Origin of the sequence: Streptomyces sp. NPDC058198, assembly GCF_042882605.1 — a bacterium.
Lineage (GTDB): Bacteria > Actinomycetota > Actinomycetes > Streptomycetales > Streptomycetaceae > Streptomyces.
On record NZ_JBHVVP010000001.1, the window covers coordinates 800303 to 825552 of the forward strand.

General features: G+C 71.1%; 27 protein-coding genes. 12 read left to right on the top strand and 15 right to left on the bottom strand.

Annotated elements, in window-relative coordinates; genetic code table 11:
• Positions 1-8: 8 nt before the first annotated feature.
• On the top strand, positions 9-971 hold the full coding sequence (egtD, locus tag ACFVWW_RS03525; RefSeq protein ID WP_386875696.1) for an L-histidine N(alpha)-methyltransferase: 963 nt from the start codon (positions 9-11) through the stop codon (positions 969-971).
• Here the strand turns inward: egtD and ACFVWW_RS03530 are convergent.
• From ACFVWW_RS03530 to ACFVWW_RS03540, 3 genes are all read right to left on the bottom strand, one after another.
• On the bottom strand, positions 866-1885 hold the full coding sequence (locus tag ACFVWW_RS03530; protein ID WP_386875698.1) for a lysophospholipid acyltransferase family protein: 1020 nt from the start codon (positions 1883-1885) through the stop codon (positions 866-868). The two genes, egtD and ACFVWW_RS03530, sit on opposite strands and share 106 nt — an antisense overlap.
• Positions 1882-2685 carry a GNAT family N-acetyltransferase gene (locus ACFVWW_RS03535; RefSeq protein WP_384187528.1) on the bottom strand — a complete coding sequence of 268 codons (804 nt, stop codon included), beginning with the start codon at positions 2683-2685 and terminating at the stop codon, positions 1882-1884. Before ACFVWW_RS03535 ends, ACFVWW_RS03530 begins: the two co-directional genes overlap by 4 nt.
• Before the next feature lie 167 nt (positions 2686-2852).
• Complete coding sequence (locus ACFVWW_RS03540; protein ID WP_384187525.1) at positions 2853-4106, bottom strand: extracellular solute-binding protein; 1254 nt, start codon at positions 4104-4106, stop codon at positions 2853-2855.
• A 243-nt stretch (positions 4107-4349) separates the two neighbouring features.
• On the opposite strand from ACFVWW_RS03540, the gene ACFVWW_RS03545 reads away from it, so the two are divergent.
• On the top strand, positions 4350-6323 hold the full coding sequence (locus ACFVWW_RS03545) for an ABC transporter ATP-binding protein (RefSeq protein ID WP_384187675.1): 1974 nt from the start codon (positions 4350-4352) through the stop codon (positions 6321-6323).
• 141 nt (positions 6324-6464) lie between these two features.
• Positions 6465-6680: a dodecin gene (locus ACFVWW_RS03550; protein ID WP_384187522.1), complete on the top strand. Its 216-nt coding sequence runs from the start codon at positions 6465-6467 to the stop codon at positions 6678-6680.
• Positions 6681-6688: 8 nt separating this feature from the next.
• Here ACFVWW_RS03550 and ACFVWW_RS03555 read toward each other — a convergent pair whose 3' ends face one another.
• Positions 6689-7177 carry a hypothetical protein gene (locus ACFVWW_RS03555; RefSeq protein WP_384333551.1) on the bottom strand — a complete coding sequence of 163 codons (489 nt, stop codon included), beginning with the start codon at positions 7175-7177 and terminating at the stop codon, positions 6689-6691.
• A 58-nt stretch (positions 7178-7235) separates the two neighbouring features.
• On the opposite strand from ACFVWW_RS03555, the gene ACFVWW_RS03560 reads away from it, so the two are divergent.
• Complete coding sequence (locus ACFVWW_RS03560; RefSeq protein ID WP_386875701.1) at positions 7236-8246, top strand: LLM class flavin-dependent oxidoreductase; 1011 nt, start codon at positions 7236-7238, stop codon at positions 8244-8246.
• A gap of 21 nt (positions 8247-8267) precedes the next feature.
• Here the strand turns inward: ACFVWW_RS03560 and ACFVWW_RS03565 are convergent, their stop codons facing one another.
• From ACFVWW_RS03565 to ACFVWW_RS03575, 3 genes are read right to left on the bottom strand one after another with little or no spacing between them, the layout of a single operon-like run.
• A complete protein-coding gene (locus ACFVWW_RS03565) occupies positions 8268-9014 on the bottom strand; it encodes a succinate dehydrogenase/fumarate reductase iron-sulfur subunit (RefSeq protein WP_384187513.1) in 747 nt (248 codons plus the stop codon).
• On the bottom strand, positions 9011-10960 hold the full coding sequence (locus ACFVWW_RS03570; protein ID WP_386875704.1) for a fumarate reductase/succinate dehydrogenase flavoprotein subunit: 1950 nt from the start codon (positions 10958-10960) through the stop codon (positions 9011-9013). The genes ACFVWW_RS03565 and ACFVWW_RS03570 overlap by 4 nt, the downstream gene beginning before the upstream one ends.
• A gap of 1 nt (position 10961) precedes the next feature.
• A complete protein-coding gene (locus ACFVWW_RS03575; protein WP_386875706.1) occupies positions 10962-11669 on the bottom strand; it encodes a succinate dehydrogenase in 708 nt (235 codons plus the stop codon).
• An 82-nt stretch (positions 11670-11751) separates the two neighbouring features.
• Here ACFVWW_RS03575 and ACFVWW_RS03580 point away from each other — a divergent pair, with 82 nt between their 5' ends.
• Positions 11752-12699, top strand: a complete 948-nt coding sequence (locus tag ACFVWW_RS03580) for a LysR family transcriptional regulator (protein ID WP_386875708.1) — start codon at positions 11752-11754, stop codon at positions 12697-12699.
• On the opposite strand, the gene ACFVWW_RS03585 is transcribed toward ACFVWW_RS03580, so the two are convergent.
• From ACFVWW_RS03585 to ACFVWW_RS03600, 4 genes are all read right to left on the bottom strand, one after another.
• Positions 12669-14834 carry a putative bifunctional diguanylate cyclase/phosphodiesterase gene (locus tag ACFVWW_RS03585; protein WP_384333562.1) on the bottom strand — a complete coding sequence of 722 codons (2166 nt, stop codon included), beginning with the start codon at positions 14832-14834 and terminating at the stop codon, positions 12669-12671. The two genes, ACFVWW_RS03580 and ACFVWW_RS03585, sit on opposite strands and share 31 nt — an antisense overlap.
• On the bottom strand, positions 14834-15646 hold the full coding sequence (locus ACFVWW_RS03590; protein WP_384187499.1) for an SAM-dependent methyltransferase: 813 nt from the start codon (positions 15644-15646) through the stop codon (positions 14834-14836). The genes ACFVWW_RS03585 and ACFVWW_RS03590 overlap by 1 nt, the downstream gene beginning before the upstream one ends.
• A gap of 205 nt (positions 15647-15851) precedes the next feature.
• The gene (locus tag ACFVWW_RS03595) at positions 15852-16799 is read right to left on the bottom strand and encodes an SCO0930 family lipoprotein (protein ID WP_384187496.1); all 948 of its coding nucleotides are present in this window, start codon (positions 16797-16799) and stop codon (positions 15852-15854) included.
• Positions 16800-17099: 300 nt separating this feature from the next.
• Positions 17100-17300: a hypothetical protein gene (locus tag ACFVWW_RS03600; RefSeq protein ID WP_386875710.1), complete on the bottom strand. Its 201-nt coding sequence runs from the start codon at positions 17298-17300 to the stop codon at positions 17100-17102.
• A 154-nt stretch (positions 17301-17454) separates the two neighbouring features.
• Here ACFVWW_RS03600 and ACFVWW_RS03605 point away from each other — a divergent pair, with 154 nt between their 5' ends.
• The 3 genes from ACFVWW_RS03605 (at position 17455) to ACFVWW_RS03615 (ending at position 19137) form a co-directional block, all read left to right on the top strand.
• A complete protein-coding gene (locus tag ACFVWW_RS03605) occupies positions 17455-17586 on the top strand; it encodes a hypothetical protein (RefSeq protein WP_384333574.1) in 132 nt (43 codons plus the stop codon).
• 14 nt (positions 17587-17600) lie between these two features.
• Positions 17601-18365 carry a hypothetical protein gene (locus ACFVWW_RS03610; RefSeq protein ID WP_384187494.1) on the top strand — a complete coding sequence of 255 codons (765 nt, stop codon included), beginning with the start codon at positions 17601-17603 and terminating at the stop codon, positions 18363-18365.
• A gap of 181 nt (positions 18366-18546) precedes the next feature.
• Positions 18547-19137 carry a hypothetical protein gene (locus ACFVWW_RS03615; RefSeq protein WP_384187491.1) on the top strand — a complete coding sequence of 197 codons (591 nt, stop codon included), beginning with the start codon at positions 18547-18549 and terminating at the stop codon, positions 19135-19137.
• Positions 19138-19286: 149 nt separating this feature from the next.
• Here the strand turns inward: ACFVWW_RS03615 and ACFVWW_RS03620 are convergent, their stop codons facing one another.
• Positions 19287-19790: a hypothetical protein gene (locus tag ACFVWW_RS03620; protein WP_384190733.1), complete on the bottom strand. Its 504-nt coding sequence runs from the start codon at positions 19788-19790 to the stop codon at positions 19287-19289.
• Positions 19791-20102: 312 nt separating this feature from the next.
• Between ACFVWW_RS03620 and ACFVWW_RS03625 the strand changes: the two genes are divergently transcribed.
• Entirely contained in the window at positions 20103-20768 is a 666-nt protein-coding gene (locus ACFVWW_RS03625; RefSeq protein ID WP_384190736.1) for a class F sortase, read from the top strand.
• Between the two features lie 78 nt (positions 20769-20846).
• Here ACFVWW_RS03625 and ACFVWW_RS03630 read toward each other — a convergent pair whose 3' ends face one another.
• On the bottom strand, positions 20847-21707 hold the full coding sequence (locus ACFVWW_RS03630) for a polysaccharide deacetylase family protein (RefSeq protein WP_384190738.1): 861 nt from the start codon (positions 21705-21707) through the stop codon (positions 20847-20849).
• Positions 21708-21894: 187 nt separating this feature from the next.
• On the opposite strand from ACFVWW_RS03630, the gene ACFVWW_RS03635 reads away from it, so the two are divergent.
• Positions 21895-22356 (top strand): universal stress protein, encoded by a 462-nt coding sequence (locus ACFVWW_RS03635; RefSeq protein ID WP_384190741.1) that lies wholly within the window; start codon positions 21895-21897, stop codon positions 22354-22356.
• Between the two features lie 51 nt (positions 22357-22407).
• Here the strand turns inward: ACFVWW_RS03635 and ACFVWW_RS03640 are convergent, their stop codons facing one another.
• On the bottom strand, positions 22408-23604 hold the full coding sequence (locus tag ACFVWW_RS03640) for a CapA family protein (protein ID WP_384190744.1): 1197 nt from the start codon (positions 23602-23604) through the stop codon (positions 22408-22410).
• A 264-nt stretch (positions 23605-23868) separates the two neighbouring features.
• On the opposite strand from ACFVWW_RS03640, the gene ACFVWW_RS03645 reads away from it, so the two are divergent.
• Positions 23869-24447, top strand: a complete 579-nt coding sequence (locus ACFVWW_RS03645) for a sigma-70 family RNA polymerase sigma factor (RefSeq protein WP_384190747.1) — start codon at positions 23869-23871, stop codon at positions 24445-24447.
• On the opposite strand, the gene ACFVWW_RS03650 is transcribed toward ACFVWW_RS03645, so the two are convergent.
• Complete coding sequence (locus ACFVWW_RS03650; RefSeq protein WP_384190750.1) at positions 24384-24608, bottom strand: zf-HC2 domain-containing protein; 225 nt, start codon at positions 24606-24608, stop codon at positions 24384-24386. The genes ACFVWW_RS03645 and ACFVWW_RS03650 overlap by 64 nt on opposite strands.
• 112 nt (positions 24609-24720) lie before the next feature.
• Between ACFVWW_RS03650 and ACFVWW_RS03655 the strand changes: the two genes are divergently transcribed.
• The gene (locus ACFVWW_RS03655; RefSeq protein WP_384190753.1) at positions 24721-25236 is read left to right on the top strand and encodes a hypothetical protein; all 516 of its coding nucleotides are present in this window, start codon (positions 24721-24723) and stop codon (positions 25234-25236) included.
• The last annotated feature ends 14 nt before the right edge of the window (positions 25237-25250 follow it).

The window sequence follows — 25250 nt, forward strand, 5'->3', positions numbered from 1 at the left end:
CCACCCTCGTGAGCCCGTTCCTGCTGACCCGCACCCTGCCCGAGGACGCCACGGACGCCGCGCTGCGCGCCGATGTGCTCCAGGGGCTGACCCGTACGCCCAAGATGCTGCCGCCCAAGTGGTTCTACGACGCCCGGGGCAGCGAACTGTTCGAGGAGATCACCCGGCTGCCCGAGTACTATCCGACCCGCGCGGAGCGGGAGATCCTGATCGCCCGCGCGCCGGAGATCGCGGCGGCGACCGGAGCGCGCACGCTGATCGAGCTGGGGTCCGGCTCGTCCGAGAAGACCCGCCATCTGATCGACGCGCTGACCGGGCTGCACAGCTACGTGCCGGTCGACGTCAGCGAGAGCGCGCTGACCGGGGCGGCCGAGTCGCTGCTCGCCGGGCGTCCTGGACTTCATGTGCACGCGCTGATCGCCGACTTCACCGGCGGGCTCTCGCTGCCCGGCACCCCGGGCCCGCGGCTGGTCGCGTTCCTCGGCGGCACGATCGGCAATCTGCTGCCCGCCGAACGTGCGGCGTTCCTGGCCTCGGTCCGGGCGCTGCTGGCGCCCGGAGACACGCTGCTGCTCGGTACGGATCTGGTCAAGGACGAATCCGTGCTGGTCAGGGCCTACGACGATACGGCCGGGGTGACAGCCGCGTTCAACAAGAACGTCCTCGTGGTCATCGACCGGGAGCTCGGCGCGGACTTCGACCCCGCCGATTTCGGCCATGTGGCGCTCTGGGATCCGGAGCACGAGTGGATCGAGATGCGGCTACGGGCCCGGCGGGCCCTCACCGTGAAGATCCCCGAACTGGATCTGGTCGTGCACTTCGAGGCCGGCGAGGAGGTACGTACGGAGGTGTCGGCGAAGTTCCGTCAGGACGGCGTCCGGGCCGAGCTGGCGGAGGCCGGGATGGAGCTGGCGCACTGGTGGACCGATGAGGCGGGGCGGTTCGCGCTGTCGCTCGCCACGGCGGTCTGAGCGACGGCGGTCTGAGCGACGGCGGTCCCGGTGAAGGCGGTGCGAGTGGTGGCGCTCCTAGTGACGGCGGTGCGAGTGGTGGCGCTCTCGGTGACGGCGCTCCGAGCGACCGCGCCCTCCGGGAGTTCGAGAGCGGCCCGCGCCGCCCGCGCCAGCGCGCGGCGGTCGGTGTGGGTTCCGGCGGGGATCAGCGGCAGGACCGTGATCTCCGCCGTGAGCCCGCCCGCCGCCACGACCCGCCACAGGGAGGCCGGCATCGTGTCGTCCCCGACGAACGACGGGGCGCCGGAGAACCGTCCGTCCGCCGCCCGGTAGGTGATCCGTACGGGCCGGACGGCGGCGCCCGCGTCCAGCGCGGCCTGGAAGACGGCCGGGGTGAACCGGCCCTGGTCGCGCCCGCACCAGGTGCAGCCCTCGGGGAAGACGACGACCCGCGAGCCCGCGGTGAGCGCCGCGGAGAGGGTCCGTACGGTGCCGGGAAGCGCCCGCAGCCGCTCGCGCTCCACGAAGAGCGTGCCGCCCCGGGCGGCCAGCGCTCCCAGGACCGGCCAGCGCCCTATCTCGCTCTTGGCCAGCATCCGCCCGGGGAGCACGGCGGCGACCAGGGGTATGTCCAGCCAGGAGATGTGGTTGGCGACGACCAGCACCCCGGTGCCGCGCCGCGGCTCCGGCCGGCCCACGACGCGCACCCGCAGCCCGAAGGCCCGGAGCACCGTGCGCGCCCAGCGCCGGGTCAGCCGGTCCCGTACCGCCGCGCCCAGCGGAGCGACGAGCGGCGTCAGCAGGGCCCCGGCCAGGACGAGGGCGGTCCCCGCCAGCAGCCTGCCGACCGCGGCCGGCAGGCCGGCCGCAGGGCCGTGATGGCCCGAGCAGTCCTGCGGGGTGCAGGGCGCGGTGGGCAGCCAGGCGCTCATGCGGCGGGCGCGAGGGAGAGGAAGTGGCGCAGATAGCGGGGGTTGGTACGGCGCATCGACAGCAGGACGTACAGGTCGGCGACGCCGAAGTCCGGGTCGTGCGCGGGCGCTCCGCACACCCAGGCGCCGAGCCGCAGATAGCCGCGCAGCAGCGGCGGCAGCTCGGAGGGGGCCGCGGCGGCGGTGCCTGCCGGGGTCCAGAGCCGGTGCGGGGTCACCCAGTACTCCTCGGGCGCGAGATGCTTGTCCTTCACGGTGTTCCAGGTCGAGGATGCCAGGGCGCCGCCGTCGGCGAGCGGGATCGAGCAGCAGCCCGCCAGCCAGTTGTACCCGCTGACGGTCATGTAGCGGGCGAGCCCGGCCCAGATCAGGGCGATGACGCCGCCGGTGCGGTGCTGGGGGTGGACGCAGGAGCGGCCCACCTCGACCAGGTCGTGCCGGATCGGGCCGAGCCGGGAGAGGTCGAATTCGCTGTCGGAGTAGATCCGTCCGGCGGCGCGGGCGCGCTCGGGCGGCAGCAGGCGGTATGTCCCGACGACCTCGCCGGTGTTCTCCTCGCGCACCAGCAGATGATCGCAGTACGCGTCGAAGGCGTCGATGTCCAGGCCGGGCTCGGGGCCGTCGAGCCGGGCGCCCAGCTCGCCGGCGAACACCAGGTGGCGCAGCCGCTGCGCGGCCCGTATGTCCTGCTGGTCACGGGCGAGGGAGACCACATACCGGGGCTCGGCGGCAGCGGTGGTGACGACGGTGGGGCCGGGGAGGGATACGGAGAGCGGGGAAGCGGGGACGACGGTGGACATGACTGTCTCCAGTGCCGGTGGGAAAAGCAGGCGGCCGGGGCCCACCGCTCGCGCGGCGACCCGGCACCTTGTTTCTTCCGTGACCGACTGGATTTGACATGACCGCATGGCGGAGTGCGGATGTGAGGCTGCTGAATGGCGGGGAGTGCCGCGGGCGGGGCGGCGTCTCAACCGGAGATCAGCTCGGCGGTGATGAGCTCGGAGGCCGCCTTCGCGGCCGCCTCCGGATCCTGGCCCTGGAGCACGGCCGTCATATAGGGCTTGATCGGGTTGTCGGCCTCGACGCTCGCCCACTGCGGGGAGTTGGGGGTGGCCCGGCCCTGCGCCGCGCCCTCGGCCATCGCGGCCGTGCTCGCGTCGCCGCGGATGACACCGGCGAGCGACGCCTTGTTCGGCACATAGCTCATGGTCCTGGCGAGATCCGTCTGCCATTTCTCGCTCGCCAGCGCCTTGACGACGTCGACGGCGGCCGAATGGTGGCTGGAGTTCTTCGGCACGATCAGGTCGGAGCCGCCGGTGAAGACAGCTCCCGGCTTGGCCGCTGTCTTGCCCGGGATGGGGAAGAAACCGAGCTTGCCCTTCAGTTCGGGGTTCTTCTCCTCGATGATCCGGGCCGAGCTGGGGGTGGCGATGATCTGCGCGACATCGCCCTTGGCGAAGATGTCGGCCTGGGGCGGCTTGGCCTCGTCGGAGTTCTTCGGGCCGTTGCCCAGCGACTGGAGGTCCTTGTAGAAGTCCATGCCCCGCAGCGCGGCGGGCGAGTCGATGGCGCCCTGCCAGTCGCCGCCGGCTTCGACGGCCAGCTCGCCGTCCTCGTCCCAGATGAATCCGGCGAGGGTGTACCAGTCCTGTCCCGCGAGGTAAATGCCCTGGTTTCCGCCTTGGTTCAGCTTGGCGGTGTCGTCGAGCCACTGCTCACGGGTCTTGGGCGGCTTCTCGACGCCGGCGAGCGCGAACAGATCCTTGTTGTAGATCACGATGCGGTTGGCCGCGTACCAGGGGATGCCGAACTGCGCGCCGTTGATGGTGCCCGGCTGGGCGAGGCCCGGCAGCCAGTCCTCGCTGCCCAGGTCTCGTACCGACTCCAGGGTGAGATCGCGCAGATTGCGGCTCTCCGCGTACTGGGCGACCTGGGTGTTGCCGACCTCGATGACATCGGGCGCGTCCTCGCTGTCCAGGGCGCCCAGCACCTTCTGGCCGATCCCGGTCCACTCCTGGATCTTGATGTCCAGCTCGATGGAGGAGTGCTCCGCCTCGTAGTCGCTCACGAAGCGGTCGAGGAAGTCGGCCGAGACGCTGTCCTTCATCAGCCACACGGTGACCGTGGTGGAGTTGACCCCTCCGCCCGGCAGCATGCCGCAGCCGCCGAGCGCGACGGAGGACACCAGGGCTACGGAGCAGGCGAGACAGCGGTTCTTCACGTAGGTCAACCTTCTGGACGTGATGGCACGAAGAGAGAGCCCGACGTGGGGGTTGCGAAAACATTCGCACGGGTGTGTGGGATTTTGGTATGGACCAAAGAGCCGGTCAAGCCCGGGCACACAGAGAATGCCCGGGCACACGGGGAATGGGGGGTTCGCCGCCCGTTCGCCGCCCGTTCTCCGTACGACGAGCACACGATTTGACCTCAAGGTTGCTTGAGGTTCTACGGTCCTCCCATGAGTATGGAGTCCACAGCCTGGACGCAGTTGCACAACGTCATGAACGCCCGCCCCGAGCGCCGGCCGTTCGCCCGCGCCACCCTCCGCGGAATCGCCGGTTTCGCCCGGCCGCACCGCCGCCGCATCATCCAGTTCGTCCTGCTCGGTGTCCTCACCGCGCTGCTCGCGGTGGCGACCCCCGTCCTCGCGGGCCGGGTCGTCGACGCGATCGTGTCCGGCGGCGACCAGCGGCTCGTGGTCCGGCTCGCCCTGCTCATCGCGGTCATCGCCCTCGCCGAAGCAGCCCTGGGCCTCCTCGGCCGCCGGCTCTCCGCCACCCTCGGTGAGGGTCTGATCCTGGACCTGCGGATCGCGGTCTTCGACCACGTCCAGCGCATGCCCGTCGCCTTCTTCACCCGTACCCGTACCGGCGCTCTGGTCAGCCGGCTCAACAACGACGTCATCGGCGCCCAGCGCGCCTTCAGCAACACGCTCTCCGGTGTCGTCAGCAATGTGGTGACCCTGCTGCTGACCCTCGCCGTGATGCTCACACTCTCCTGGCGGATCACGCTCCTCGCGCTCGTCCTGCTGCCCGTGTTCGTGGTGCCCGCGCGCCGGATGGGCACCCGCATGGCGAAACTTCAGCGGGAGGCGGCCGACCTCAACGCCTCGATGGGCAACCGGATGACCGAGCGGTTCTCGGCGCCGGGCGCCACCCTGATCAAGCTGTTCGGGCGGCCCGACGACGAGTCCGCCGAGTTCGCGGCGCGGGCCCGCAGGGTACGGGACATCGGGGTCCGTACGGCCATGGCGCAGTCCACGTTCATCACCGCCCTGACGCTCGTCTCCGCCCTGGCCCTGGCGCTCGTCTACGGGCTCGGCGGCTCCTACGCCCTGCGCGGCAGCCTCGACCCCGGATCCGTCGTCGCGCTCTCCCTGCTTCTCGTCCGCCTGTACGCGCCGCTGACCGCGCTCGCCGGCGCACGCGTCGAGGTGATGAGCGCCCTCGTCAGCTTCGAGCGGGTCTTCGAAGTCCTCGGCCTCCAGCCCCTCGTCGCGGAGCGGCCCGACGCGCGGCAGGTTCCCGACGGGCCGGTCTCCGTCGAGTTCGACGCCGTACGCTTCGGCTACCCCTCCGCCGACAAGGTCTCCCTCGCCTCGCTGGAAGAGGTCGCCTCGCTCGACACCCGCGGCGGCGCCGAGGTACTGCACGGCATCTCGTTCCGCGCCGAACCCGGCCGGACCGTCGCCCTCGTGGGCTCGTCAGGCGCGGGCAAGTCGACCATCGCGCAACTCCTCCCGCGCCTCTACGACACCGACGAGGGCGCCGTCCGTATCGGCGGTGTCGACGTACGCGACCTGTCGGCCGAGTCCCTCCGGGCCACGCTCGGCATGGTCACCCAGGACGGTCATCTCTTCCACGAGTCCGTGCGCGCGAACCTGCTGCTCGCGCGGCCCGGAGCCACCGACGACGAGCTGTGGGACGTCCTGCGCCGGGCCCGCCTCGACGCTCTCGTCCGGTCACTGCCCGACGGGCTCGACACCGTCGTCGGCGAGCGCGGCTACCGGCTCTCCGGCGGCGAACGCCAGCGCATGACCATCGCCCGGCTGCTGCTCGCCCGTCAGCGTGTCGTCATCCTCGACGAGGCGACCGCGCATCTCGACAACACCTCCGAGGCGGCGGTCCAGGCGGCGCTCGCCGAAGCCCTGGAAGGCCGTACCGCCGTCGTGATCGCGCACCGGCTCTCCACCGTACGGGCCGCCGATCTGATCCTCGTGGTCGAGGACGGCCGGATCGTGGAACGGGGCACGCACGACGTGCTGCTCGCCGCGCGGGGGCGGTACGCGGAGTTGTACCGCACGCAGTTCGAGGACGGGGCGGCGGAGGGGAGCGTCGCGCACGACCGGGATCCCGGGGAGCCGGCGCCGCGTGACCTACCGCTCCGTGCGGACCTCGGAGCGGAGGACACCGCGGACGTCGCGCCCGCGGCCGGATAGGCCGGACAGGCCGGGACAGGTACGGGCGGCCGGCGGGGCGGGCGCGGGCCCCCCGCCTGACGTCTCGCGGACCGGCGTCCGGTGGGGCACGGTGGAGTGACACTCGCGACACCCGCGACGCGTGAAGAGGAGAGCCACCCCATGTCCCACCACACCTACCGGGTCACCGAGATCGTCGGCACCTCCCACGAAGGCATCGACGACGCCATCCGCAACGCCGTCGGCCGCGCCTCCCAGACGCTCCGCGGTCTGGACTGGTTCGAGGTGACAGAGGTCCGCGGCCATATCGTCGACGGCGACATCGAGCACTACCAGGTCGGGCTGAAGGTCGGTTTCCGCCTGGAAGACGGGGTGTGAGCGGCCCGTCAGGTCCGGCCCTCGCGCTCCTGCGCGTCCTTCAGCGCCTCTGACGTGCTTGCCCAGTCCGCCCGTACGACCCTGAATCCCGCCCGCTCGGCCGCCGCGCACACCAGTTCGTCGTCGTCCACGAGCATCTGGATCTGCCGCTTCCCGGCCAGTCGGCGCAGGACCTCCAGTTTGGTCGTACGGGCGGGGCGCCGGTCGTCGTTACGGCGCATCCAGACCCGGCCGGCGGGCAGGCCGTGCGCGGTCAGCCAGGCCAGGGTGTCGACGCGGCAGCGCTCCGGGCGGCCGGTGAGATACACGACCTCGCACTCCCGCGCGGCCTCGGCCGCCAGCCGTACGCCCTTGGCCAGCGGCGTGTCCTGGCCGGCGGCGCCGAAGAAGCCGTTCCAGTCCCGGGGCTTCCGCTCCAGGAAGTGCTGGCGGTGGCCGGTCTCCGCGAGCGTTCCGTCCAGGTCGAATACGGCCAGCGGCCTGCTGTTCTCTGTCACAACGGCCACCCTAGATCTGGTGCGGGAATCCTGGCGTGGCCAGGAGGTTGAACGTGGTGTGAGCATCGCAGCGACGACCCCGTTCTCCGTACTGGACCGCTCCCGCATCCGCGAGGGGCACGACGGTCCGCAGGCGCTGCGCGACACCGTGCGCTTCGCCGGGCGGATCGAAGCGCTCGGCTACCACCGCTTCTGGGTCTCCGAGCACCACAGCGTGCCGGGCGTGGCCGGCTCCGCGCCGGCTGTGCTCGCGGCCGCCGTCGCCGCCGCGACCTCGACCCTCCGCGTCGGCACCGGCGGGGTGATGCTGCCCAACCATCAGCCCCTGGTCGTCGCCGAGCAGTTCGGGGTGCTGGAGTCGCTCTTCCCGGGCCGTATCGACATGGGTCTCGGCCGCTCGGTGGGGTTCACCGACGGGATACGCAGGGCGCTCGGCCGGGACAAGCAGGACGCCGACGACTTCCCCGGGCAGCTCGCCGAGCTCCTCGGCTACTTCACCGGTACGCAGACCGCGCATCCCCAGGTCCATGCCCGTCCCGCCGAGGGGCTGCGGGTGCCCGCCTTCGTCCTGGCCACCGGGAAGGGCGCGCGGGTCGCGGCCGAGGCCGGGCTGCCGCTGGTCATCGCGGCCGTACGGGGCGAGGAGGCGATGCTCCGGGCCATCGAGGGGTACCGCAGGGACTTCCGGCCCTCCGGCTGGGGTGAGCGGCCGTATGTGGTGGTGTCCGGGACGGTCGCGGTCGCCGCCACCACCGAGGAGGCCCGCAGGCTGCTGCTCCCGGAGGCCTGGTCCACGGCGTACTCACGCACGCACGGCGCCTTCCCGCCGCTCAGGTCCGTCGACGCGATCCTCGCCACCGCGATGACCGCGCGGGAGCGCGCGCTCTTCGAGGACGCGCTGCGCGGGCAGCTGTACGGCACCGAGGACGAGGTGGCGGCCGGTCTGGAGAAGCTGCTGGCACGCAGCGGGGCCGACGAGTACCTGGTCACGACGAGTACGTACGACCGCGCCGCGCTGCTGGACTCGTACCGGCGACTGGCCGCGCTCACCGGGCTCACCGGACGCTAGGCCCTGTCCGGCGGACAGGACCTAACGCGCGACCTTGCGGGTCGCTCGCAGCCACTCCTTGTTCATCGCCGCGATCGACGGCAGCGGGATGCCCTTCGGGCAGGCGGTGGCGCACTCGCCCGCGAGCGTGCAGCCGCCGAAGCCCTCCTCGTCCATCGTCGCGACCATGTCGAGGACCCGGGTCTCGCGCTCGGGCGCGCCCTGCGGCAGCACATTGAGGTGGTTGACCTTGGCCGAGGTGAACAGCATCGCCGAGCCGTTGGGGCAGGCCGCGACGCAGGCGCCGCAGCCGATGCACTCGGCGTTCTCGAAGGCGTGGTCGGCGTCGGGCTTGGGGACCAGGGTGGCGTGTGCCTCGGGCGCCGCGCCGGTGGGGGCGGTGATGTAGCCGCCGGCCCCGATGATCCGGTCGAACGCGGAACGGTCCACCACCAGGTCCTTGACCACCGGGAAGGCGCCGGCCCGCCAGGGCTCGACGTCGATGGTGTCGCCGTCCTCGAAGTGCCGCATGTGGAGCTGGCAGGTGGTGGTGCGCTCGGGCCCGTGGGCGTCGCCGTTGATGACCACACCGCAGGCGCCGCAGATGCCCTCGCGGCAGTCGTGGTCGAAGGCGACCGGCTCGTCGCCCTTGAGGATCAGCTCCTCGTTGAGGGCGTCGAGCATCTCCAGGAACGACATGTCCTCGGAGATGTCGTCGATGCCGTAGGTGACCATGGCGCCGGGGGCGTCGGCGTCCGGCTGGCGCCAGACGCGCAGGGTGAGCCTCATGCGTAGCTCCGCTGGGTGGGGTGGACGTACTCGAAGACGAGGTCTTCCTTGTGCAGGACGGGCGCGGCGCCGGTGTCGGTGAACTCCCAGGCGGCCGCGTACGAGAACTCCCCGTCGCGGCGGGCCGCTTCACCGCCCTCGGTCTGCGACTCCTCGCGGAAGTGACCGCCGCAGGACTCGGCGCGGTGCAGGGCGTCGAGGCACATCAGCTCGGCGAGCTCCAGATAGTCGACGATGCGATTGGCCTTCTCCAGCGACTGGTTGAGCTGCTCGCCGGTGCCCGGCACCTTGATCCGGCGCCAGAACTCCTCGCGGATCTGCGGGATCCGGTCGAGCGCCTTGCGCAGGCCCTCCTCGGTGCGGGCCATCCCGCAGTGGTCCCAGAGGAGTTCGCCGATCTCCTTGTGGAAGGAGTCGGGCGTGCGGTCGCCGTCGACGGCGAGCAGCAGCCGCAGCCGGTCCTCGGTGTCGGCGACGGCTTCCGCGACCTCCGGGTGGGAGTCGTCGATCTCGTCGTGGTGCGGGTGGCGCGCGAGGTAGTCGTTGATGGTGGACGGCAGGACGAAGTAGCCGTCGGCCAGGCCCTGCATCAGCGCGGACGCGCCGAGGCGGTTGGCGCCGTGGTCGGAGAAGTTGGCCTCGCCGATCGCGAACAGGCCGGGAATGGTGGTCTGGAGGTCGTAGTCGACCCAGAGTCCGCCCATCGTGTAGTGGATCGCCGGGTAGATGCGCATCGGCACCTCGTACGGGTTCTCGGCGGTGATCCGCTCGTACATCTCGAAGAGGTTGCCGTACTTCTCCTCGACCGCCTTGCGTCCCAGACGGCCGATGGCGTCGGCGAAGTCGAGATAGACGCCCTGTCCGCCGGGGCCCACCCCGCGCCCTTCGTCACAGACGTTCTTCGCGGCCCGGGAGGCGATGTCGCGTGGCACGAGATTGCCGAAGGAGGGGTAGATCCGCTCCAGGTAGTAGTCGCGCTCGGCCTCGGGGATCTCGGCCGGCGGCCGCTGGTCGCCGCGCGCCGCGGGCACCCAGATGCGGCCGTCGTTGCGCAGCGACTCGCTCATCAGCGTCAGCTTGGACTGGTGCTCGCCGGAGCGCGGGATGCAGGTGGGGTGGATCTGGGTGAAGCAGGGGTTGGCGAAGTAGGCGCCGCGCCGGTGCGCCCGCCAGGCGGCGGTGGCGTTGCTGTTCTTCGCGTTGGTCGACAGGTAGAAGACATTGCCGTAGCCGCCGGACGCGAGGACCACCGCGTCGGCGAAGTACGTGGACACCCTGCCGGTGATCAGATCGCGGGCGACGATGCCGCGGGCCCGCCCGTCGACCACGATCAGGTCGAGCATCTCGGTACGCGGATGCATCTCGACGGCGCCCGCCGCGATCTGCCGTGACAGCGCCTGGTAGGCGCCGAGCAGCAGCTGCTGGCCCGTCTGGCCGCGCGCGTAGAAGGTACGGGAGACCTGGACGCCGCCGAAGGAGCGGGTGTCGAGGAGTCCGCCGTACTCCCGGGCGAAGGGCACGCCCTGGGCGACGCACTGGTCGATGATCTCGACCGAGACCTCGGCGAGGCGGTGGACATTGGACTCCCTGGCCCGGAAGTCGCCGCCCTTGACGGTGTCGTAGAAGAGCCGCTGCACGGAGTCGCCGTCGTTGCGGTAGTTCTTGGCGGCGTTGATCCCGCCCTGGGCGGCGATGGAGTGGGCGCGGCGCGGGGAGTCCTGGTAGCAGAACTGGACGACGTGGTAGCCCTGTTCGGCGAGGGTGGCGCCCGCGGCGCCGCCCGCCAGGCCGGTACCGACGACGATCACGGTGTGCTTGCGGCGGTTGGCGGGGTTGACGAGCCCGGCCTCGAAGCGGCGCCGGTTCCAGCGCTCGGCGACGGGTCCGTCCGGGGCCTTGGTGTCGGCGACCGGCTCACCCGTGGTGTATTCGGCGTAGTCGTGCATGTCAGTTCACCACTCCGGTCATGACGGCGACGGGTACGGCGATGAAGCCGGCGGTCAGCACCACGGCCAGCAGGTTGGCCGTGGTCTTGAGGACGCGGTCGCGGGCGGCGCTGCCTGCCCCGAGCGTCTGGGCGGCGCTCCAGAAGCCGTGCTGGATGTGCAGTCCGAGGGCCAGCATCGCGACGATGTAGATGACGTTGCCGTACCAGGTGGAGAAGGTGTCCACGACGTTCTGGTACGGACGGCCGGACTGGAAGCCGCCGGGGTGCAGGGTGCCGGTCGTCAGGTCGAGGATGTGCCAGACGATGAACAGGGCGAGGATGATCCCGCCCCAGCGCATGGTGCAGGTGGCGTAACTGGCGCGTGGCCGCTTGTGGACGTACTTGCTCGGGCGGGCGGCGATGTCGCGGCGGCTCAGCTGGTAGGCGCAGACACCGTGCAGGACGACCGCGGCGACGAGGACCACCCGCACGATCCAGAGCGCCCACTCGTAGTGCAGGACGGGTTCGCCCAGGGTCCGCAGCCAGTGCGCGTAGCCGTTGAAGGAGTCGAGCCCGAAGAAGATCTTGAGATTCCCGTACATGTGCGCGACGAGATACCCGAGCATGATCAGGCCGCTCACGGCCATGACCGTTTTCTTCCCGATGGTCGATCCCCAGAGGGTGCGGATCATGGACGGCCGTCCGTCCGTCCGCGTTGCCAGAGCCATGTGTACGAAGCTAGATCGCCATGGGCCAGAGGTCCAAGACATGGTCCAGCTCATGTCCATAGGCCGCGCCTATCATGGGTGTATGCAGTTCCAGCAGCTTCTCTACTTCGTGGCCGTCGCCGAGACCAGGCACTTCACCCGCGCGGCCGAACGGGTCCATGTCTCTCAGCCGTCCCTGTCACAGCAGATCAGGGCGCTGGAGAAGGAGCTGGGCGCCGAGCTGTTCAGCCGGGCCCGGGGCAATGTCGCCCTCACCGACGCCGGCGAGGCGCTCCTTCCCCTCGCCCGGCGCATCCTCGCCGACGCCGAGACGGCCCGGCACGAGGTGCAGGAGCTGGTCCAGCTGCGGCGCGGCCGGGTCAGACTGGGGGCGCCGCCGAGCCTGTGCACGGGACTGCTGCCCGACGTGCTGCGCGCCTTCCACGATCTCCACCCGGGCATCGAGCTGCTGATCGAGGAGAGCGGCTCGCACGATCTCGTACGGGAACTGGCGCGCGGGGCGCTGGACCTCGCCCTGGTGGCGCTGCCGCTGCCGGCCCCGTCCCCCGCGCTGACCACGGTCGAGCTGCTGCACGAGGATCTGGTCGTGGTCTCGTCGGCCGCCGCCCCGGCCCCGCGGCGCCCGGTCAGGATCGCCGATCTGCAGGGCGAGCCGCTGGTGATGTTCCGGCACGGCTACGACCTGCGCGAGCTGACCGTGGCCGCCTGCCGGGCCGAGGGGTTCGAGCCGTCGTTCACCGTGGAGGGCGGCGAGATGGACGCCGTCCTCGGTTTCGTACGGGCCGGGCTCGGGGTGGCAGTCGTGCCGAGCATGGTGGCGGCGCGGGCGCGCGATCTACGGGTCACGGCCCTGGCCAGGCCGGGACTGCGCCGTACGATCGCGCTCGCCCACCGCAGCGATGTCGCCCCGCCGCGCGCCGCCCGCGAACTGCAGAAGGTGCTCCTGTCCACCCGGACCGCGGCCGGGACACCCGCCGGGACCGCTCCCCGGTCAGCGGCTCACACGGCGTCCGCGAGCGACAGCATGTGAAGCTGCTCGGGCGGCCCGGGCCTCGCGTAGTACCAGCCCTGCGCGGTGTCGCAGCCGAGCCGGCGCAGATGCTCCGCCTGCGCCCCGGTCTCCACGCCCTCCACCGTCACGGCCAGCTCCAGGCTGTGCGCGAGCGAGACGATGCCCTCGACGATCTTCAGATCGACCGGGTCCGCCGGATGCTGCTGCATGCCCTGGGTGAAGGAACGGTCCAGCTTGAGCACGCTCACCGGCAGCCGGCGCAGATTCGCCAGATTCGAGTAGCCGGTCCCGAAGTCGTCGAGCGCTATGTCCACGCCCATCTCGGCGAGCTGGCGCAGCGGCTTCAGCAGATCCTCGTCGGCGCCGATCAGCGCGGACTCGGTGACCTCCAGACAGAGCGCGCCCGGCGGGAGGCCGATCCGTTCCAGCACCTCCACCGTCTCCGCGACGAGTCCGGGGTGGTGCAGCTGGGTGGGGGACAGATTCACATTGATCCGCAGCGGTACGCCGAGCGCTCCCTCCGGCAGCTGCTGCTGCCAGCACCGCGCCTGCCGTACGGACTCTTCCAGCACCCAGCGGCCGAGCGGCACGATCAGTCCGGTGTGCTCCGCGAGGGGGATGAACCGGTCGGGTCCGAGGACGCCGTGCTGCGGGTGGGACCAGCGCACCAGCGCCTCCGCGCCGTGCACCGTGCCGTCGTCCAGATGCACCAGCGGCTGGTACTCGATGAAGAACTCACCGCGCTCCAGGGCCGCGGGGAGCGCCGTGGTCAGTCCGTGCCGGGTGATGGCGCGGGCGTCGGCCTCCGGGTCGGCCAGCTCGTAGCGGTTGCCGCCCGCGGCCTTGGCCCGGTACATGGTGATGTCCGCGCTGCGCAGCACCTCCGCGGGGGTGCGCCCGGTGGTGGGCCCCTCCACGATGCCGATGCTGCCCCGGACCGTGAACTCCCGGCCGTCGAGCCGGATGGGGGTGGCCAGCGCGCCGAGGATCCGGGAGGCGAGATCGGCCACGCACCGCTGGGAGTCATGGCCGGTGGTGAGCGCCACGAACTCGTCGCCGCCGAGCCTGGCCACCATCTCGCCCGGCGCGGTGGCGCAGCTCTGCAGCCGGTCCGCGACCTCCACCAGCAGCCGGTCCCCCGACGAGTGGCCGAGGCTGTCGTTGATCGCCTTGAAGCCGTCGAGGTCGAGATAGCAGAGGCCGAAGCGCGCGCCGTCGCCCGCCGACAGGGTCTTCTCCAGACGCTCGAAGAACAGCGTCCTGTTGGGCAGCCCGGTCAGGGCGTCGTGTGTGGCCTCGTACCGCAGCCGCAGATTGAGCAGCCTGCGCTCGGTGGTGTCCTCCATCAGCGCCAGCTGGTAGCGCGGAGCGCCCTCGGCGTCCCGCAGCAGCGAGACCGTCAGATTGGTCCAGAGCACGGTGCCGTCGTTGCGGAAGAACGGCTTCTCGACCCGGAAGTGCTCCCGCTCGCCACGCACCAGCTCGCCGTACATCGGCCAGACGTGGGGTACGTCCTCGGGGTGCACCCACTCGCTCACGTTCCGGCTGCGTACATGGTGTTCGAGCCCGCCGAACATCTGGGTGAGGGTGTCGTTGACCTCCAGCACATTGCCGTCGAGGTCGGCGATGCCGATGCCGATGGCCGCGCCCTCGAACACCGCGCGGAAGCGGGCCTCGGTGGCGTGCAGCGCGTCCTCCGCGTCGCTGCGCGCGGCGAGCGCGGAGCGTGCGATGGCCTCCTGCTCGGCGAGGGTGCGCTCGCGCAGCGCCTGCGCGAAGCCGGCGGCGAGGGAGTGCTGAAGGCGCGCGCAGCGGGCCCGGCTGTCCTCCGCGGCGAGTTCCTCGGCGCCGCAGTACAGCACCAGATACGAGTCGACGACGCCGAGCGTACGGCCGAGGGCCTCGGGGTCGGTGCAGTGCGCCGCCACGAGGGCGGCCCCGACCCGCTGCGCGGGCCCGGAGTCGAAGTGGCGCGCGTGCAGCGCCTCGTTCAACTCTCTTGCCAACGGCAGCAGATGGGATTCGAATTCGGGGCGCGTCAGGGACGTGGCCGTTGCCGGGAAGATCGCCCGGCTCCAGATCGTCGCGAACCGCCGGAGTCTGTCCTCCAGGCCGTCCGGGTCCGCCGCGGCGCCCGCCGGCTGCGACGGCATCACGCCTTGCGTCCCACTCCAGCGAAGCCCGAGAAGGCGTACGGGTCCTCCAGGTCGGCGGGGCTGTCGGGCCGCCACTGCGGCATGGCCACCAGACCCGGTTCGACCATCTCGAAGCCCTCGAAGAACTGAGCGGTCTGCTCGCGGGTGCGCATCACCAGCGGATTGCGGATGTTCTTGTAGACGCCCACGGTGCCACCCGCCTGCTCCTGCGTGAGCGGGATGCCGTCGTACGAGGCGTGGGTGAGGATGAGCAGGCTGCCGGGCGCGAGCGCGTCACGCAGCTCGGCCACCGCGCGGTACGGCTCGTCCTCGTCCTCCAGGAAATGCAGAACGGCGACGAGCAGCAGCGCCACCGGCCGTTCCAGGTCCAACAGCCGGTCTGCCTCAGGGCTGTTGAGGATCTGACCGGGCTTGCGGAGATCGGCGCTCAGGACGCCGGCGATGTCATTGCCCGCGAGGACGGCCTGGCTGTGCGCGACGGCGACCGGGTCGTGGTCGACATAGAGCACCCGGGCGTCGGGGCTGGCGGCCTCGGCGACTTCATGGACATTGCCGTACGTCGGAATGCCGGAGCCGATGTCGAGGAACTGGGTGATGCCTTCGTCCAGCGCGAATTTCACCGCGCGGCGCATGAAGGCACGGTTCGCCTTCATGATCTTGGGAAGCCCCGGCATGAACTCCATTGCCTTGCGGGCGGCGTCCCTGTCCACCTCGAAATTGTGCGAACCGCCCAGATAGTAGTCGTAAATGCGGGAAACGCTCGGCACCGATATGTCGATACCTTGCGGGGCCCAGGCGGGACGCTCCATCGATGTCTCCAACAAGTCGCCTCAGGGGGTGCGGCCATGTACCTGGCCGTTGTCCGAGCCGAGGCTACTGATCGACCGCCAAGAGAGCGAGCCCAAACGGAAATTAGCGGTCCGTTCTTGGTCACACCCCATCACGTGCGACCGGCCCGCCGTCACGCGGAGGGGCGTGAGGGCGGGCCGACGGGCCGGAGGGCGCGGCGGGGGACTACTTGGGCGCTCCGACCAGCTTGGCATTCGGCGAAACCGCGAACCAGGTGCCGCCAACGCCCTGACCATTGGTATCGCCCGGCTTTGTGTCACCACTGAAGGTGTAGACCGGCCAGCAGTCGATGCTCTGCTGCTTGATTCCGTCGGGCCGGTCGAACGTCACGAAGCCCTTCTCGATGATGCCTTCGGTGTCATTCTTCTCGACAGGGGCGACAACCGGCCACTTCTCGAGACAGGCGCCGGTGCAGGCCGACTTCATCGGCCACGCGGAGTCCTTTTTGAACCGGTAGACCGTCATTCCGCGCGAATCCACCACGATCTCACCGAGCGTGGGATCCTTGCGCACCGAGAGTCCCGGCAGATCGGCCGCGGTCGCGTCGCCGGCGCCGGCCGGGGCCGCCTTCTTGCCGTCGGGGGCCGCGGCGAACCAACTCCCGCCCACGCCTTGGCCGTTGGCGTCGCCGGGGCTGGCGTCCTTGGCGTACCGGTACATCGGCCAGCCGGCGATGGTGAGTTGCTTCGCGCCGTCGGCCCGGGTGATCTCGCCGAGCAGCGAGGGATCGGCGCCGGGCGCGGCCTTGGCGTTGTCCGGGGACACGATCGGCCAGGCCGTGGCGCAGTCGCCCTCACAGTTCGACGTGGGCGGGCTCGCCGTGTCCTTGTCGAAGCGGTAGAGCGTGAACCCCTCGCTGTCGGTGACGACCTTTCCGAGCTTCTTGCTGTCCCACACGGCGAGTTGACCGGCCGGCTTGGCGGCCGCGGCGTCCGCGTCGGAGCCGTAACCACCGTCCGAGCCGTAGCCGCCGTCGGCCGGCTGCGCGGCCGGCTTGGCCGCTCCGACGGACTGGCCGTTGGTCTGGGTGCCCTGCTCCTGACCGCACGCCGTCGTCAGGGCCAGTACGGCCACCGCGGTCACCGCGAGCGAGGCGTTCCGCCAGGTGTTCATGTCAACTCCCGTGTTCTGTAAGCCAGTTGGGGTCGAGGGGCCTGGGTGAGCCGCTCATGGTCCTAAGTACGGGCCGGGGACCGCTCCGCGTTCAACGCGGCTGAAAAAACTTCTGGCGCGCAAACCTGTAACCGCTTATTCCACCTATCCGGGCTAATTCGAATGACTTCTGGCGTGCCGACGCCAGATCGGGAACAAGCTCCTGCCCGTGTACGGATCGCTCGTCGGACGGCTGCTGGCAGCCGCCGCACTCATCTCGCTGTCGGCTGTGCCCGCGCCCGCCGAGGCCGACAGCTGCGCCTATGCCTCGTCCGGTCCTGGAGGCGCGGGGTCGGCCGTGGCCGTCTCGGGCAGTGACGACTGCTGGCCGACGCCTACGCCGACGCCGACCCCGCCGCCCGAGCCGCCACCGCCCACCCCCACGCCGCCGCCTCCACCACCACCGCCCCCACCGCCACCACCGCCCACACCCACGCCGCCACCGCCGCCTCCGGTCGTCACACCTGAGCCTCCGGCGCCGCCCGTCCGGCCGGCGCCGCGCTCACCCCGGCCGGCGCCGCCGCCCGCACCGGCGCCGAAGCCACCGCCGCCCGCTCCGCGTCCGAACCAGGACCGGCCGTCACCGACCCCGTCCGCCGCCCCCTCGCGGGCCCCGGTGGCCCTGCCCGCCTATCGCAAGGCGACCCGCAAGCAGCCCCGGAGCGGCCCCTCCCTCGTCTCGCTGATGCTCCTGATCACGGCCCCTGCCGTACTCGCCGTGGCCGTACTGCGCCCCCGCTCCCGCTGATCCACGGAGACTCCATGTCGGAATGGCTCGTTCTGAGCATCGCGATGGCCGCCGCCTGCGCGGTCGTCCTGACCATCGTCGTCATCAACAACCGCCGCGTCGGTGAGGACGACGACCCCACCGAGAGCCCCGACGTCATGGAGTACATGACGATGATGATCGGCGTGATCTACGCGATCGTGCTGGGCCTCGCCATTGCCGGCGTGTGGGAGGCCCGCGGCTCGGCCCAGGAATCCGTCCGCCAGGAGGCCCAGGCCCTGCACGAGGTCCAGCAGCGGGTCCAGGTGTATCCCGCCGACGTCCGCGAGCGGATCCGGGGCGACGTCGACGCGTACGTGTCGTACGTGGTCCGTACCGAATGGCCGCACATGGCCGAGCATGAAGCCCTGAGCGCGAAGGGCACGCAGCTGTTCGACAAGCTCCGCACCGACGTCACCCTGTACGCGCCCCGCACCGACCTGGAGGGCCAGGCCTATCAGCCGCTCCTCGACGAGGTGGCCGCCGCGGACGACGCCAGAGGCGCCCGCGGGCAGAACGCGGGAGCCACCATGCCCGGGGTCGTCTGGTTCGGGCTGATCACCGGCGCCGTGGTCACCGTGGGGCTGATCTTCGTCCTGCAGATCCGCCGGACCTTCCGCGAACTGCTGCTGGCAGGGCTCTTCAGCGTGCTGATCGCCTTCCTGCTCTTCCTCATCTGGGACTTCGACGCCCCCTACGGCCGTGGGATCGCCGCGACCGCGGGCCCCTTCCTCGACCTGTTCCCCGGCATCGGGTCCTGAGCCGCGGACCAGGCCCTGAGCGGCACGGGTGTCCCCCGTTCGGGGGACACCCGTGCCCCATTCGCCCGCCAGCGATAGCGGGTGTGATAGGGCGCTTCTAGCGTTTCGGTCATCGAGGTGCATTCCTGCCCATTGTGGAAATCGGTTCCGCAACTGCTCCTCGGGGACCGGGAGGACTGACATGCGCGCGATACGTGCCGCATCCGCCGCTCTGCTGGGAGTGGCCGCATTCGCACTGACCACCGCCTCGTCGGCTGCCGCCGTCAAGGACAACGCCACGCCGTTCGGGTACACCGTCACCCCTTCCACGGTCGCGGCAGGGGGCAAGGTGCTGCTCGCCGTCACCAAGTGCAGCACCCCCGCCACCGCCTCCTCCGGGGTGTTCGACACCGTCACCATCCCCTCGGGCAGCACGGCGGCCGCCACTGTCGACTGGGACGCCAAGCCCGGTGCGAAGTACGAGGTGACCTTCACCTGCAACGGCGTGTCGGCGAAGACCAACCTCGCCATCGCCGCCGCCGCCAAGACGCCGGCTCCCGCCCCGACCCAGACGCCGGCGGCGCCCGCGGCCACGACCCAGACGCCGGCCCAGGTGGCGACGCCCGCGGTCGGCGCGACCTCGGACGCGCCCTTGGGTGTCCAGGGCGGTGTGGGCGGCAGCATCGGCGGGATGAACACCGCCGAGATCGTCGCCGGTACGGCGCTGGTGGTGGCAGCGGCCACCGGCACCATCTATGTGGCACGCCGACGCGCGGAGAGCCGCAGGCACTGACCGTCGCCGAGCCACCGTCCACCCGGCCCGTCGCCCCCGGCACGCGATACGCCCGTCGCCCCGAGTCCTCTCAGGACTCGGGGCGACGGGCGTGATGGGCGCTTTCCGGCCCCCGGAGCGCCGGCCGGGAGGGAGAGTGATCAGGCCGGTCAGACGACCCGCGCGCCGGCCAGCGAGGGGCGACGACGGCGCGCGACGAACAGCGCACCGCCGACGGCCGCCGTGGCGACGAGCCCCGCGCCGATCCCCAGCTCCGTCGAGCTGGGCCCGATGGATCCGCCGAGGCCGCCCAGCGCGCCCCGCCCCGCGAGCACCTCGAACTGGTGGGTCTCGACCCGGTTGCTGTCATTGCACCTGACGGCCAGGTTGTAACGGCCGGGGGTGGCGTTGTCGTGAATCCTCGCCGTGGCCCTGGAGCGCCCCGACCGGTTGTCCGACAGCTCGGCCCTCGGAAAGGCGTTGGATGTGACGGTGCCACCTTGGCCGCAACCCTGGACGGTGATCTCGATCGTGCCGCCCTGGTGGACCGAGAACGGGTTGACGGTGACATTGGTCGGGCCGTTGGAACCACCGCCGGCGGCAGCCAGCGGGGCAGAGAGCGCCAGGGCCGCGCAGGCGGCCGCGGTCACCGCGAAAGCGCGTGAAGCACGCATCGTTGAACCTCCAGTGGAAGGCGCCCCAAAGCGGTGCTCCGGGAGATTCGACGAGTACGCCCTCCATGACGAACCCTCACCGGAGCGCACATCCACCGCATTTCGGCACTGGTCCACCCCGGTGAGGCGACACGCCGCCGGGGAGCGCCTCTGCCTGACGGAGCCGCAGGTCACAGACCGTCAGAAGTTTTTATATGCCGATTACTCGGATGGACCATCGCCGGGCGGCTCCGCCACCCATTCGCCCTCCAGTGATCGCCGCCGCCGCCTCGCGCGCTTAGCGTGCCAGCAGATGCCCACGAAGGGAGAACCATGGGCCAGTACCACAGCGCTCCGGAGTCGAGGAAACGCTCGCCCTGGGGCGTTCTGGCACTCGTCATGCTCACTGGCCTCGCGATGATGCGGAACGGGGTGGACGTACCGCTGGGGCCGCCGCAGCCGGCCCAGGCCGCCTCGCTGGACAGCCGGAGCAGGCCCGACCCCGCGGCCGCCGCCACCTCCGTCGCGATCGTCAAGCCGCTGCCGTACGCCCCGATGTCCCGGTTGCGGATCCGGGCGATCAAGGTCGACGCGCCGGTCGTGGACGTGGGACTCGACCAGGACGGCTGGATCGCGGCTCCGCCACCGCAGGACCCCAATCTGGCCGGCTGGTACCAGAACGGCGTATCGCCCGGCCAGCGGGGCACCTCGGTGGTCGTCGGCCATGTCGACAACAAAGCCGGGCCCGCGGTCTTCTTCGGGCTCGGCTCGCTGGAGAAGGGCCAGCACATCGAGGTGACCCGGTACGACGACCGGGTCGCGGAGTTCGAGATCTACGGGGTCGAGGTGTTCGCCAAGAACGACTTCCCCGGCGCCCGGGTCTACGGCGATACCGGCCATGCGGAGCTGCGGGTGATCACCTGCGGCGGCGGCTACTCGAAGGCGGGCGGCTACGACGGCAATGTCGTGGTCTTCGCCCGGCTGGTCAGCACGCGCTGACCAGCCGGGGGGGCGGGGGGCTGCGGGGGTGGCTGCGGGGGGCTGACCGTACGACGTGGCCCCGACGGGGCCGGGGGCTCACCGGTACGGCACGGCGATGCGGTATCCCTCGTCCAGCAGTGAGGGCAGGTACTCGCGCAGCGCCTCCACGCTCTGCGAGCGGTTGCCGCCCGCGTCGTGCGAGAGGACGACGACCCCCGGCCCCGCACCGTCCAGAATCCCGCTGACGATCCTGTTGGTGCCCGGGTTGGTCCAGTCGAGGCTGTCGACGGTCCAGGCGAGCGGTTCCATGTCCAACTTGGCGCCGATCTCGAACAGTTTCTTGTTCCAGGCACCGTAGGGCGCGCGGTACCAGAGCGGCGGGGTGCCGACGGTCTTCTCGATCACGTCGCTGGTCCGTGCCAGCTGGGTGCGCATCCGGGACGGGGGCAGCAGCGGCAGTTCCGGATGCGACCAGGTGTGGTTGCAGATGATGTGTCCGTCGTCGGCCATCTCCCGCATCAGGTCGCCGTTGACGTCCGCCATCTCGCCGCAGACGAAGAACATCGCGCGTACGTCGTACTTACGCAGCGTGCGCAGGATGTCCGGGGTGTAGTTGGGGTCGGGGCCGTCGTCAAAGGTGAGCACGATGGAGCGGCCGAGCTCGGGCAGTTCCAGGAGAGGCTCCTTGCGCACCTGGAGGGCGGCCCTGCTGAAGCCGGCCGGGGCGCTCTCCGTCATGGGCCGCAGCCGGTAGGCGGAGGGATTGCGGGGTACGAGCGCCTTGGGCGGTCCCGCCGCCTTCAGCCCCGTCGCCTGGGGCGGGGAGGCGGGTGCGGCACGGCCGGGTGTCTTGGCCGGTCCTTCCACGGTCAGAAGGCGGCAGGTGAGTGCGGCGCCGAGGCAGGCGGTAATCCGCAGGACGGCACGGCGCCCCGGAATCAACTGATCCTTTTTCATGACCAATGGCTCGCACGGTCCATGCTCCGCGCGCCTCAGCAACACCGCATATCCGGACGAAAGCACCCGATGGGACTATCCCGGTGCCGACCCCGCCGGCCTGCGGCGTCGCGCGGCGCACCGTAGCCGGGAAGTCTCCGGCGGACCGCCGCCCGGCCGGCCTCGGGGAACGGATAGCCTGCCTGGCGTGACCGAGCAGCAGCCCACCAGATTCGAACGCGGTACCGACGGCCCGAAGGTGATCGTCGCCGGCGTGGACGGATCACAGTCCTCGCTCCGCGCCGCCGCGTACGCCGGCGGTCTCGCCCGGCGGCAGAACGCGCTCCTCGCCATCGTCTATGTGCAGCCCGTGCTGCCCGCGGGCGCCGCACTCGGCGCCCCGGTCGCGGACACGACCGGGGAGATCGCCGAGGAGCTGGTGGCGGAGATCCGTACGTCCACCGAGCGGGTCAAGGACATATGGGATGTGCGCTGGGAGTTCCACACGTTCCACGGAGACCCGTACAACGGCCTGGTCACCGCGGCCGACGAACTGAAGGCGGATGCCGTGGTGGTCGGTGCCTCGGAGTCGGCGGGGCACCGGATCGTCGGCTCGGTGGCGGTACGGCTGGTCAAGGCCGGCCGCTGGCCGGTGACGGTCGTCCCGTAACCGCCCCGTCGACCAGCGGCCCGTCGACCAGCGGCCCAGCGACCTAGCGGCCTAGCGGCCCATCGTGAGGCCGTCTTCGGCCGCGCCGCGGCCCAGGACCGCGTCGCTGATGTCCGACTGGGCCTCGCGGTAGTCGTCCCGGTCGGGGTCCTGGCGCAGGGCCTCGGGCAGATTGATCACCCGTCCTGACCCGAGGTCCATCACCTGCGGGATGAACTCGGCCTTCTTCACCAGCCAGCGCTCGCCCTTCACGGCGGGCGGCGCGAAGGTGAACCGGCCGATCGAGCCCTCGTTGCCGCGCGAGTCCAGCTCGCCCGCGTCATTGGTCATGGTGCCGGAGACCTGGTCGCCCATCCCGTAGATGATCCAGGTGCCGTTGACCTTCTCGTACGCCTGCGGGACATGGGCGTGGGTGCCGAGGATCAGATCGATGTCGGGACGGCCGCCGGTGCGGGACGCGGTGAGCTTCCTGCCGAGGCTGCGCTGCTCCGCGTCGGGCTCCGTCTCCCACTCGGTGCCCCAGTGGACGCTGACCACGACGACGTCGGCGCCGGCCTTCCGGGCGGCGCGGGCATCGGCGACGATCTTCCGCTCGTCGATCAGGCCGACCGCCCAGGGCTGTCCGTCGGGGAGCGGGATGCCGTTGGTGTCGAACGTGTACGCCAGCTGGGCGATCCTGGCGCCGCCCGCCGTCATCAGGGCGGGGCGCGTGGCCTCGGCGGCCGAGCGGGCCGAGCCCGCGTGTCTGACGCCCGCCTTGTCGAGGGCGTCGAGTGTGCGGCGTACGCCGGGGGCTCCGTCGTCCAGGGTGTGATTGGAGGCGGTGGAGCAGGAGTCGTAGCCGGTGTCGCGCAGGCCCTGGGCGATCTGGGGCGGCGAGTTGAAGGTCGGATAGCCGCTGAAGGGACCGTCCTCCTCCGCGTACACGGTCTCCATATGACAGATCGCCACATCGGCGCCGGACACGGCCGGTTTCACGGAGGCGAACATCGGCCGGAAGTCGTAGTCGTCGCCGCCCCCGTCGTCGTTCGCCCGGTCGATGACGGAGTCGTGCGGCAGGACGTCGCCCGAGGCGACGAGCGTGAACCCGCGCTGCGGCGGCGCCCCGCCCGCCGCCGAGGGAGCCATGGAGCCCTGGCGCGGCGGCCGGTCGGGGGCGGAGGTGCTCTCCGGCCCCGTGCAGGCTGCCGCCGTTCCGAGCAGCAGCGCCGCAGTGGCCACCGCTCCCTGTCGCATGCGCTTCGTCATCGGCCAGGCTCCGTTTTCCCGGGGATACCAACGCAATGAATCCATATAGCCATATAAATGGATGTCAAGGAGCCAAGCCGACAAAAGCATCAAAAGGGGCCGAACGCCTCCGCCGGACCGTTCACCGCACCACTCGCCGCAGTGAGCGACCGCTCGTCGCACACCTGTGCGCGCTGTCTGTCCCTCGGCGCCGCCATGCGCTCGGATACGCCAGGCGGCAGCGACACCGCACGACAGCGACCCCGGCGAGAAAGGGCGTTCACGATGACCACCGCCACGGCCACGGAGACGACCGGCGAACGGGCACTGACGGAGCTTCAGCGCGACCACGGACCCGCCCTGCTGAACTTCCTGCTCGGTCTGACCTATGGCGACCGGCACCGGGCCGAGGACCTGCTCCAGGAGACGCTGGTACGCGCCTGGCAGCATCCGGAGGCGTTCGAGGGGCCCTTCGACTCCATGCGGCCATGGCTGTTCACCGTGGGCCGCCGGCTGGCGATCGACGCCCGCAGGTGCCGGATGTCGCGGCCGCCGGAGGTCAGCGACCGGGTCCTCGCCGCCACGCCAGAACCGCACGACGCCACGGAGAGCACGGTCGCCGCGCTCGATGTACGGAAGGCCGTGAAGGCGCTGAGCCGCGAGCACCGCGCGGTGCTCGTGCAGATCTACTTCCGCGGGCTGAGCGTGAGCGAGACGGCGCAGGTGCTGGGGATTCCGCCGGGTACGGTCAAGTCCCGTTCGTACTACGCCCTGCGCGCGCTGGGCCGCTCACTGCCCGGCTACAGCAGGTCGTCCTCGTCCAGGAGGGCGAGCAGCGACGGCGCGTCGGCCACCTCCAGGTAGGCGGCGCCGCACGGGTCGCAGCCGGCCAGGTGGTCCGCGACCCGCCGGTCCTCCTCGGGGGCGAGCGCGTCCAGCACGTAGGCGCCGAGCAGCGACCGCACATGCGCGCCGGAATCGGCTGTTCCATCGTCGGCCGCGGCACCGTCGGCCCCACCCGTCACAATCCTCTCCCGTCCGCCGCCCGATCCTGCCCTTCTGGCCACGCGGGGCGGCCGCCGCCGGTTCAATGCTCCCTGAAGGGGGCTTCGGGGAAGGGAAGGAAGGCGGATAAGGATGCGTCCGGAATCTACCGAAGGGTCCGGTGGCGGAGGCCTACGGGTGCCGATGGCGTGGATGTACGCCGAGTACATCGCCGACGAACTGCTGCGTACCGGCGATCTGATGCCGCCGACGACGCTCGAGTACCGGGCGGGCCGGGACGCCCTGGCCCTGACCATCTTCCTCTCCGACGACTCGGCGGGCGGCCCGCGGGTGGTGGCCAGGATCGAGGAGTGGCGCTCGCTCACCGCGTACGGGACGTGCTGGCGGGAGTGGGTCTGCGGGCGGCTGGACCGGCGGGAGGCGGTCGCCTTCGAGGCCGACGCGCCCACCCGCGATCCGGACCTGGCGCTGGCCGGCGCCGCCTGGCGGTGGCTGGAGGAGACGGAGCTGCTGGCGCCCGACCTCGATGCCATGGGCCCGGCGGGCGACGATCCGTTCACGGCCGGCGGGGAGGAGGGTCCGCACGTGTGGACCCCGGCCTGGCAGCTGGGGCTGCCGCTGGGGCATCTGGCGATCCATCTGTTCTGACGCGCGTAGACACC